At 54.0% G+C, this 8,798-nt stretch carries 9 protein-coding genes and 1 riboswitch (1 of these 10 running past the window's edge); of the genes, 4 read left to right on the top strand and 5 right to left on the bottom strand.

What is annotated here, in order from left to right:
- Together IT971_RS00685 and IT971_RS00680 are read left to right on the top strand one after the other, a co-directional pair.
- Nucleotides 1-473: the 3' portion of a glycerophosphodiester phosphodiesterase family protein gene (locus IT971_RS00685; RefSeq protein WP_063093222.1), read on the top strand. Its footprint begins 283 nt before the window's first position; 473 of the gene's 756 nt are visible here — the last part of the coding sequence; its start codon lies beyond the left edge, outside the window; its stop codon occupies nt 471-473.
- Between the two features lie 104 nt (nt 474-577).
- Nucleotides 578-2,014, top strand: a complete 1,437-nt coding sequence (locus IT971_RS00680; RefSeq protein WP_063093223.1) for an MATE family efflux transporter — start codon at nt 578-580, stop codon at nt 2,012-2,014.
- Nucleotides 2,015-2,097: 83 nt separating this feature from the next.
- Here the strand turns inward: IT971_RS00680 and IT971_RS00675 are convergent, their stop codons facing one another.
- Complete coding sequence (locus IT971_RS00675) at nt 2,098-3,360, bottom strand: hypothetical protein (RefSeq protein ID WP_063093224.1); 1,263 nt, start codon at nt 3,358-3,360, stop codon at nt 2,098-2,100.
- Nucleotides 3,361-3,457: 97 nt separating this feature from the next.
- The gene (locus IT971_RS00670; protein WP_063093225.1) at nt 3,458-4,417 is read right to left on the bottom strand and encodes an AraC family transcriptional regulator; all 960 of its coding nucleotides are present in this window, start codon (nt 4,415-4,417) and stop codon (nt 3,458-3,460) included.
- Nucleotides 4,418-4,613: 196 nt separating this feature from the next.
- Between IT971_RS00670 and IT971_RS00665 the strand changes: the two genes are divergently transcribed.
- Both IT971_RS00665 and IT971_RS00660 read left to right on the top strand, forming a co-directional pair.
- Nucleotides 4,614-5,090, top strand: coding sequence for a low molecular weight protein-tyrosine-phosphatase (locus IT971_RS00665; protein ID WP_063093226.1), 477 nt, complete (start codon nt 4,614-4,616; stop codon nt 5,088-5,090).
- A 3-nt stretch (nt 5,091-5,093) separates the two neighbouring features.
- A complete protein-coding gene (locus IT971_RS00660) occupies nt 5,094-5,948 on the top strand; it encodes a fructosamine kinase family protein (protein ID WP_063093227.1) in 855 nt (284 codons plus the stop codon).
- A gap of 211 nt (nt 5,949-6,159) precedes the next feature.
- On the opposite strand, the gene folE is transcribed toward IT971_RS00660, so the two are convergent.
- The 3 genes from folE to metZ all read right to left on the bottom strand — a co-directional run bounded on the left by folE (nt 6,160) and on the right by metZ (nt 8,623).
- Nucleotides 6,160-6,750, bottom strand: coding sequence for a GTP cyclohydrolase I FolE (gene folE / locus IT971_RS00650; RefSeq protein WP_007091870.1), 591 nt, complete (start codon nt 6,748-6,750; stop codon nt 6,160-6,162).
- A 63-nt stretch (nt 6,751-6,813) separates the two neighbouring features.
- On the bottom strand, nt 6,814-7,206 hold the full coding sequence (gene apaG / locus IT971_RS00645) for a Co2+/Mg2+ efflux protein ApaG (RefSeq protein WP_007091869.1): 393 nt from the start codon (nt 7,204-7,206) through the stop codon (nt 6,814-6,816).
- A 214-nt stretch (nt 7,207-7,420) separates the two neighbouring features.
- Nucleotides 7,421-8,623: an O-succinylhomoserine sulfhydrylase gene (metZ, locus tag IT971_RS00640; RefSeq protein WP_063093228.1), complete on the bottom strand. Its 1,203-nt coding sequence runs from the start codon at nt 8,621-8,623 to the stop codon at nt 7,421-7,423.
- A 77-nt stretch (nt 8,624-8,700) separates the two neighbouring features.
- A riboswitch (SAM riboswitch) is annotated at nt 8,701-8,775 on the bottom strand.
- Nucleotides 8,776-8,798 lie beyond the last annotated feature (23 nt).

The raw sequence follows: 8,798 nt of genomic DNA, 5'->3' as shown, positions 1-8,798 counted from the left end.
TGAGCGACACGCTTGAGACCCTGTTCTTTATGGATATGGGGGCCAATCTTGAAATCAAGCCATCGGGCTGTGATCCTGTGCGGCTGTGCCAGGAAGTTGCAAAAGAACTTGACCGGGCAAAGAAGCTTCCGATCCTGCTTTCAAGTTTTGATGACAGTGCCGTTGCCGAAATCAGGCGGCTTTTGCCCGACCTGCCGTGTGGCTGGCTTCTGGAGACACTACCCGACAATTGGCATGACGGATATACCCAGCTTGGTGCAAGTGCGCTTCATATCGATCACAAGGCACTTGATCCCGAAAAGGCCGCTGAAATCGTTGCGGCCAATGTGCCGCTGGTCTGTTATACCGTCAATGATCCGGCCCATGCCAAAGAGTTGTTTGGCTGGGGGGTAACATCGGTCATTACCGATGATCCCGCAAAGATGATTGCCGCAATCCCGCGTCATCCCAACCCGCAGGGCCGGAACAAATAAGCCGACAGGCAAGATAATAATCACGCGCTACGTGCCACCCACCCGGCATTGCACCGCCACCGCAATGACTGCCGCGCGTCAATGATAACGAGGAAACGAAGACTATGACGATCACACCACCCGGCGCCCCACCGGGTATGCCCCCAAATCATCCGGAAGGGTTGCCACCGAATGTTCCGCCGGTTCCCCTATACCCGCATAATCGCGTTCGGCGTCATTTAAGCGAACTGTTCCGTTTGGCGCTGCCGGTTGTGATTGCGCGGCTTGGCATGCTGATCATGTCGGTTGTCGATACGATCGTTGTTGGCAATTATGACAGTGCCAGTCTGGCCTATCTCAATATTGCGCATGCACCCTTTACATCATTGATGGTTACCGGCATCGGGCTTCTGACCGGGGTGATGATCCTGACGTCACATTCGGTGGGACGAAACAATCTTCTTGAAGCGGGACAGACATGGCGGGCCTGTCTGCCCTATGGCATGCTGATTGGCATTGCCTTCATGCTTGTGACCTGGAAATCCGAATGGCTGTTTATCGCCACCGGCCAACCAGAAGATATCACCGAGCATGCCAGCAACCTTTCGGTCATCCTGTCGATCGGAATGCCCGCCGCAATGGTCTATATTGTGTGCAGCTTTTTCCTTGAAGGCCTTCAACGTCCATTACCCGGCATGATGCTGATGATCGGGGCTAATTTTATTAATCTGGTACTGGATTATGGACTGGTTTATGGCGCGTTTGGCTTTCCGGAAATGGGAGCAGAGGGCGCAGCATGGACATCAACCGTAATTCGCTGGCTTATGGCGATCAGTCTGCTTGGTTATATCCTGCTGATGCGCAGTCATGTCGATTACGGCATTCGCGACGGTTTTGCCGGTTGGTGGCGCTATTCACGTAATGCCCGTCACATGGGATATGCCGCAGGCGCCAGCCAAGGCATGGAAACCAGCGCCTTTGCCGCCATGCAGCTTTTCGCAGGACGCCTTGGGGTCGTGGCCGCGGCAAGTTACGGTATCACCATGACGATGCTGGCATTGATGTTCATGGTCGCCCTTGGACTGGCATCGGCGACATCCGTTCGGGTCGGCATTGCCTATGGCAGACGTGACCGCCCCGATATGGCATTGGCCGGGTGGATCGGGCTTTTGACAACCATGGCTGTGATGCTGTTGCTCAGCACGCCGCTTTATCTGCTTCCGGGGATGGTGGCACACCTGTTTACGCAGGACGCCACCGTGATTGCCACGACAGCCGGTGTCCTGGTTCTGATGCCGATCATTTTCCCGACCGACGGCGGACAGAATGCCGCCATCAGCGCATTGCGCGGTGCCGGGGATAAATGGGTTCCGACGATCCTGCATCTGGTGTCATATATATGTGTGATGATACCCTCCGGGTACTATCTGACCTTTGTGGTCGGGCTTGGTGTTGCCGGGCTGTTCTGGGGGATTGTGATTGCAAGCCTTGTCGCGGTTAGCGGCCTTGCCATCCGGTTTGCGATTGTATCGAGCCGTCCGATCAAAGCTTATCAGCAATAGACCAAGCGCCTTATCGCCAAAAGAAAGGTCCGCCGAATACCCTCAGCGGACCTTTTATTTTGCGCGTTTGCCTACATGCAAAGCTATGCGCGCACCGCATCGAGTTTAAGGCGCGGCATCAGCAGATCACAAAATGGCAGAACCAGCGTATCCAGAGCCGAAGCCGCCCGTGCGGCATCAATGCGGATGATGTGCTGCTCGATATCACGCTGGGTTGCAAATTCGCCCAAGGGTGAAAGTTCCGGCAGGGCTTCGACAAGGGTTGCATAAAATGCGACCTGATCCTCGCGTGCTGTTCCCGCCGCAAGATTTCCAAGATGGTTATAAAGCGCCATCGCAAGGAACCAGCGGCAATAGGGCATCAAGCCTTGCAGAATTTCGGCACGTTGTTGGGGCTGAACATATTGCTGCAAATCGGGATCAAGCCAGACGGCATTTTGCACCCCGGCAATGAACGCATTGCGAAGAGCCGGATTGGCATCATTGAAAAACACCGCCGTCAGCCAACCAGAAAGATCATCAAGCGCAGCGCGCCGCGTTTCCGGATCTGCTTTGCGATCAAAATCAAGGGCGGGCATCGGGGGCTGCGCCGACATTGCAAGAGTGGCCACCGCCGGATCGATCAGAGCATTGGCAAGCCATGCCTGATGCCAGATTTGCATTGGTCTGAAATAGGGTTCCTTTTCCGCGCCGCCAGCTTCGATCCAGCTTTCAAGCAGGTGCGCCCGTCCAAGCGACATGCCGATACGAAGCGCGTCTTCAAATCCCATACCATCGCGCAAAAACGGATCGCCCAGCATATCTTCAAGCAATGGCAATGCGGCAAACACATGATCGGACCGCAGGCCCGCCCCTACCGGCTGATAATAACCGGCAGCATCCCGATGGTCGATCAAGCTGCGCGCGTGTTTGCCAAATGCCCCCCAGAAGGTCAGACGCACCGGTTCGGCGCGCTTGCGCCAAAGCGGACGGGTCACATGCCAGCTTTCGGTTTCGATCAGAGCCATCGCCATGGAACCACCCAGCCGGGCAAGGGGTTTGGCAATAGCAGCATCAAGTTCATCGGCAGAACCGACATGGCCAACAGAAAGCCGCCAACCCGGTTGTTCATGCGGATGGCGATCCAGCCATAAATGGGCAAACCCGTTTGACCCGGCCCGCTCAGCGGCAGCTGCAACCAGATCAAAGAACATGGCAATCGGTGCTGGTAATTCAGGCACATCATGATCGCCAAGCGGATCCCCGACCTGCCAGGTCCGGATCATCACATCCTCTGCATCCGGGCGATCCCGGAAGAATGGTGGCAGGAAACCTGCATACTGATCGGTTGCGGATGTATCGGTCATGGATAGCCTCGCAATCTGGGCGGCGATAGTGGCGCAATGGTTGCTGTCGTGCTGATACCCAAGGAAACCAGACCGGTCAATCGCCGCCGCAATTTAATCAGGCGCGCGTCAGACCGGCATGACCAAGACTGGCTTCGCGATACACCGAAGGAGGCATCCCCACCAGACGACGGAAATCACGGCTGAAATGCGCATTGTCGGTAAAACCGCACCAAAATCCGATTTCACCAACCATCAGGCTGGTGCCAGCCAGAAGGCGGCACGCCTCGCGTACCCGCATCAGACGCAGAAGATCGGAAAAGCGGCTGTTGGCCTGTTGCAAACGACGCTGCAAAGTCCGGCCGGATGTATCAAGCGCATTGGCAACATCTTCAATCGTCCAGCTGCGCCCGATATCATGTTCAAGCACAGCGCAAAGCTTTTGCACGACCGGCCGACTGTTCCCGACGGTCGGCGCCGTTCCGGGCATATTCGCCATAAACGGATAGCCCGATGAAATCGCGACATAGCTTTGCCAACTGATGCGAAAACGTAAAGCACGCCCGGCAAAATCGAGTTTCTTGATCAGTTTTCCATTTCGGATTACCGGAATGGAAGGACCATGGCTGGGCAGGATTGCGCTGCTGACATTTTCGACACCGACCGCTTCGAGCAGACCAACCATGAAACCATGCATTAAAAGGTTTTCGACCCGTGCGGGCGGCTGGCCACGGACAGCAGCACGATGCAGGGTCAATGATTTGCCGGCTGCCTGATAATCGGTGCGACTGCGGGCATGGGAATAACCTTCAAGCCGATGCCAGCGATCCGCGATCAATTCGGGCGTTGCCCCCTGGCGCAACATGGTCAAAACAGGTTGCTGTTCCTTAAGCGCCAGATGACGCCCCAGCCGCACCAATACCGAAGGCCCGTTAGCTTCTTCAAGAGCAAGCAGAATGCTGCGCAGGCGAGCACTGGTGATGACCGTGCCTTCCGGCACAAGATCATATCCCTTTGGCAACCACGCCAGCTGCCGGATCAGGGCGATATGCAAACCAAACGAAACGAATTCCTGCATTACCAATCACATTCTTGAACCACCACTTGGCGCGATCATACAAACATATGAGATGGCTGTCAGCTTATCGTAGAAAATGTCACGAAGCTGTTACATTGATCATTTGGTGTTTCGCGCAGTTACCGTAGATATCATTGCGCCGAAGGCACCGAATGTGCCAGTCTGGCAAGGTCCCGACTCAACGGAAAGCCATATCGTGATTAAAGTTCTGTTTGTCTGTACCGGCAATATATGCCGTTCTCCCACCGCCGATGGCATTTTCAAGACCATGGTCAGCAAAGCAGGGATGGATGATGCCATCAAAGTCGATAGCTGCGGCCTTTCGGGATATCACGCCGGTGAACAGGCTGATCCGCGATCACGCGAAATGGCCGCCAGTCGCGGTTATGACCTGTCCCTGATCCGATCTCGTAAAATCACTTCAAGTGATTACAGCGAGTTTGATTACATCCTTGCAATGGATGACGGACATCTGGCCGATATGCAAAACCAATGTCCCTCCCAGTATCGCGATAAGCTGGAACTGTTTTTGGATTACCACCCGAACCGTAAAGGACAAAGCGTTCCTGATCCCTATTATGGTGGGGCAAACGGCTTCAAATCGGTTTTTGATATGATTGAGGAAACGTCAGGTGCCTTGCTAATCCACATCAGGGAAAAGCATGGAATTTGAGCGATGGCATCGCCGGTGATTACACAACGGATTAAAGACATTACCGGAAGCGAGGTTGCGGCCTATCACCAGCTTTCGGGAGGGTGCGTTTCCGATGTGAAGCGGGCCGATCTTCGCGATGGTCGCAAACTCGTCATCAAACAGGGCGGTGAGGCAAATCTGGAAATTGAAGGCCGGATGCTTGACTATCTGGGCACTCATTCCCCCATTCCATTTCCGGCCGTGTTACATGCCGAGCCCGGATTGCTGATCATGCATTTCATAGAAAATGATGGTCACATGAACGGTCAGGTTCAAAGTGACCTTGCCGTTCTATTGACCAGGCAACATCAGGTTACACAAGGCCGGTTTGGGTTGTCCTTTGACACACTTATTGGCGGCCTTGAGCAGCCCAATCCCCTTACGGTCGACTGGATCACCTTCTTTCGCGATCACCGTCTGCTTTACATGGCCCAGCAGGCAGCAAATTGCGGACGACTGCCAGGGCATTTTTTATCACGGATCGAAATCCTGTCGGCCAAACTTGGTGGTCTTTTGCCATCAGGCTGCAAACCATCCTTGCTGCATGGCGATCTGTGGGGTGGCAACATTCTGTGCCAACAGGGAAAGATCGCCGGATTGGTTGATCCGGCAGTTTATTTTGGTGATCGGGAGATCGAGCTTTCCTTTGGCACGTTGTTTGGTGACCTTACACCTGCATTCTTTGATCGGTATTCGGAAATTTTCCCGATCCTGCCAGGCTTCTTTGAAGAACGCCGTGAACTTTACAAACTTTACCCCCTTCTGGTGCATGTTCGTCTTTTCGGTGGGTCTTATGTCGGTTCCGTGGATCGTATTCTCGCCCGTTTTGGGGTATGACGGATAAAATCAGCCGCCATGCAGGATCGGCTTTTACGGAACTGTTTCCAAGTGGCAGCGACGATGCTGGTCAGTTTAACGATGCATTCCGCAACGTGCTGCAAACCTGCAAATCCTGCCATCAGCAGTTTCGTGCCGACTGAACATAACCGTGCATATGACAAAGGCCACCCCGAAAGGCGGCCTCTATTCATTATATTCGAAACAAACCCTATCGACCGATCATCGCGAAAAACTCGCGCCGGGTGATCGGATCATCGCGAAACGCCCCAAGCATCCGGCTGGTCACCATCGACACCCCGGTCTTGTGAATGCCGCGTGTGCTCATGCATTGATGGTTGGCGTCAATCACGACGGCAACACCCAGCGGATCAAGTTCTTCCTGAATGGTATTGGCGACCTGTGCGGTCATTTTTTCCTGAATCTGCAGGCGCTTTGCGTAAACTTCGACGACACGGGCCAGCTTGGAAATACCAACGACCCGGCGACGCGGCAGATAGGCGACATGCGCAACACCGATAATCGGCACCATGTGATGTTCACAATAAGACTCAACACGGATATCACGCAGCACGACCATCTCGTCATAGCCGTCGGTTTCCTCGAAGGTGCGACGTAAAATTTCTGCCGGATCCTGCTGGTAACCTGCGAAAAATTCACCGTAAGACCTCACAACACGGTCTGGCGTTCCGCGCAGCCCTTCACGATCAGGATCATCTCCTGCCCAACGAAGCAGGGTACGAACGGCTTCTTCTGCTTCTTCTTGCGATGGGCGTTTAACGGCGCTGGTTTCGCTGCACATTTGGCTTCCTCTTTATAATTCTGTCCTGTGGGTCATGTGCTCCCGACCCTGATCTTGGTTCGTTTAATTAAGTGTGCGCTTGCTATGCGGACTGTCGAGCGAAAATGCCGGGATTTCAATATCAAACCGGTTTCCATCCATGTCAGTCATTTCATATGTCCCAACCATGAAACCGCTTGGCGTCGCCAATGGCGCGCCGCTTGTGTAATTGAAACTTTCGCCACTTGCCAGAACCGGCTGCTCGCCGACCACACCTGATCCCCGGACTTCCTGGGTTGATCCCCGGGAATCGGTAATACGCCAGTAACGGTTCAAAAGTTGTACTGTTTTCGGGCCATGATTTTCGATGACAACCCGATAGGCCCAGACATAACGGTGGGTGTCCGGGTCTGACTGTTCGTCAAGGAACACAGGTTGCACGGATACTTTTATGTCTCGGGTCACGGATGAATACATGCAAAACTCCAGGCCAATTCTTATTGCGTTCCTTCTGCCAAGGGCGTTGCGCTTTTTTGCTTTACCTAGGTCATATTTAGACAGTCAATGCCCCAAGTACCAGATGTCTGCCACCAATTTGCCATCCCGATCACGTATTTTCTCGGCTAAGCAAAAGGCGGCCCGTGCAGATACGGACCGCCTGACATAGGCATATCGCCGAACCTGCTTACTGTTATACGCGCAACGCGGCAGACAGATCTTCTTTCAGATCATCAATATCTTCGAGACCGACAGACAATCGCAGCATGCCCTCGGTAATGCCCATAGTGATCTTGTCTTCAGCCGGAACACGTTGGTGGGTCGTGGTCCACGGATGGGTCGCAAGGCTTTTGGCATCACCAAGATTGTTCGAAATATCAATAAGCTGAAGATTATCGAGCAACGAAAAAGCAGCCGACTTTCCCCCGGCAAGCTCGATCGCGATCAATCCCCCACCACGCCCCGACATCTGTTTCATCGCCAGTTCATGTTGCGGATGACTTTCGAGCCCTGGATAGATAACGCGCGATACCTGCGGCTGTTCCGAAAGGAACCCGGCAAGTGCTGTTGCATTGCGAATATGCTGATCAACACGCAGACCAAGCGTTTCGAGACCTTTAAGCAGAACCCATGCGTTGAAGGGGCTCATACTGGGACCGGTGTGGCGCAGGAACGTTGTCAGGTGGTTATCGTGCCATTCCTTGTCATTGAAAAGGATCGCGCCACCAAGACAGCGTCCCTGACCATCGATATGCTTGGTCGCGGAATAGACAACAATGTCAGCGCCCAATTCCATCGGCTTTTGTAGGATCGGTGTCGCAAAAACGTTATCAACAACAACCTTGGCACCGGCCTTATGCGCCAGATCGGCAACAAATGCGATATCGATGACTTCCAATGTCGGGTTGGACGGCGTTTCAAGGAAAACGGCATCAGCCGGTTTCGACAATGCCTTTTCCCACGCAGCATGGTTTGTGCCGTCCACCAGTTCGGTTTCAACCCCGAACCGGGGCAAAAGGGTCGTCAGGATAAACTCGCACGAACCGAAAAGTGCCCGCGAACCGACAACACGGCCGCCTGCCTTTGTGCACGCGATCAGGGCATTCCAAACAGCAGACATGCCAGATGCGGTTGCACGGCAATATGCAGCACCTTCGAGCAGCGCCAGACGTTCTTCGAACATCCCCACCGTCGGGTTGGCAAAACGCGAATACACAAAGCGTTCCGGGCCGGTACCATCAAAAGATGCTTCAGCCTCGGCAGCACTGTCATAGACATAGCCGGAATTCATAAAAATGGCTTCGGAGGTTTCGTTAAACCCGCTGCGCGCCGTGCCGCCCCGAACTGCACGGGTGGCCGCACGCCATTTAGCAGAAGCCTTTTTTTCGGTTGTCATCGTCTTGCTCCTATATGCCCGGTCATATTGGGATGACCCGGACACAAAAAAACCCTGACCGGCACGATGGGTCAGGGCCGAAGCCACGATTACCCTCTTTAGCGATTTTTTACGTGGTCGCAAGCCGGTCGACAAATCCCACGAAGAAATCCGACGATACGACTTGGTTTCCCCG

This window comes from Thalassospira sp. B30-1 (assembly GCF_015767575.1).
In the GTDB taxonomy this organism is placed as follows: domain Bacteria; phylum Pseudomonadota; class Alphaproteobacteria; order Rhodospirillales; family Thalassospiraceae; genus Thalassospira; species Thalassospira xiamenensis.
This window is presented reverse-complemented; position numbering and strand designations above follow the sequence as displayed.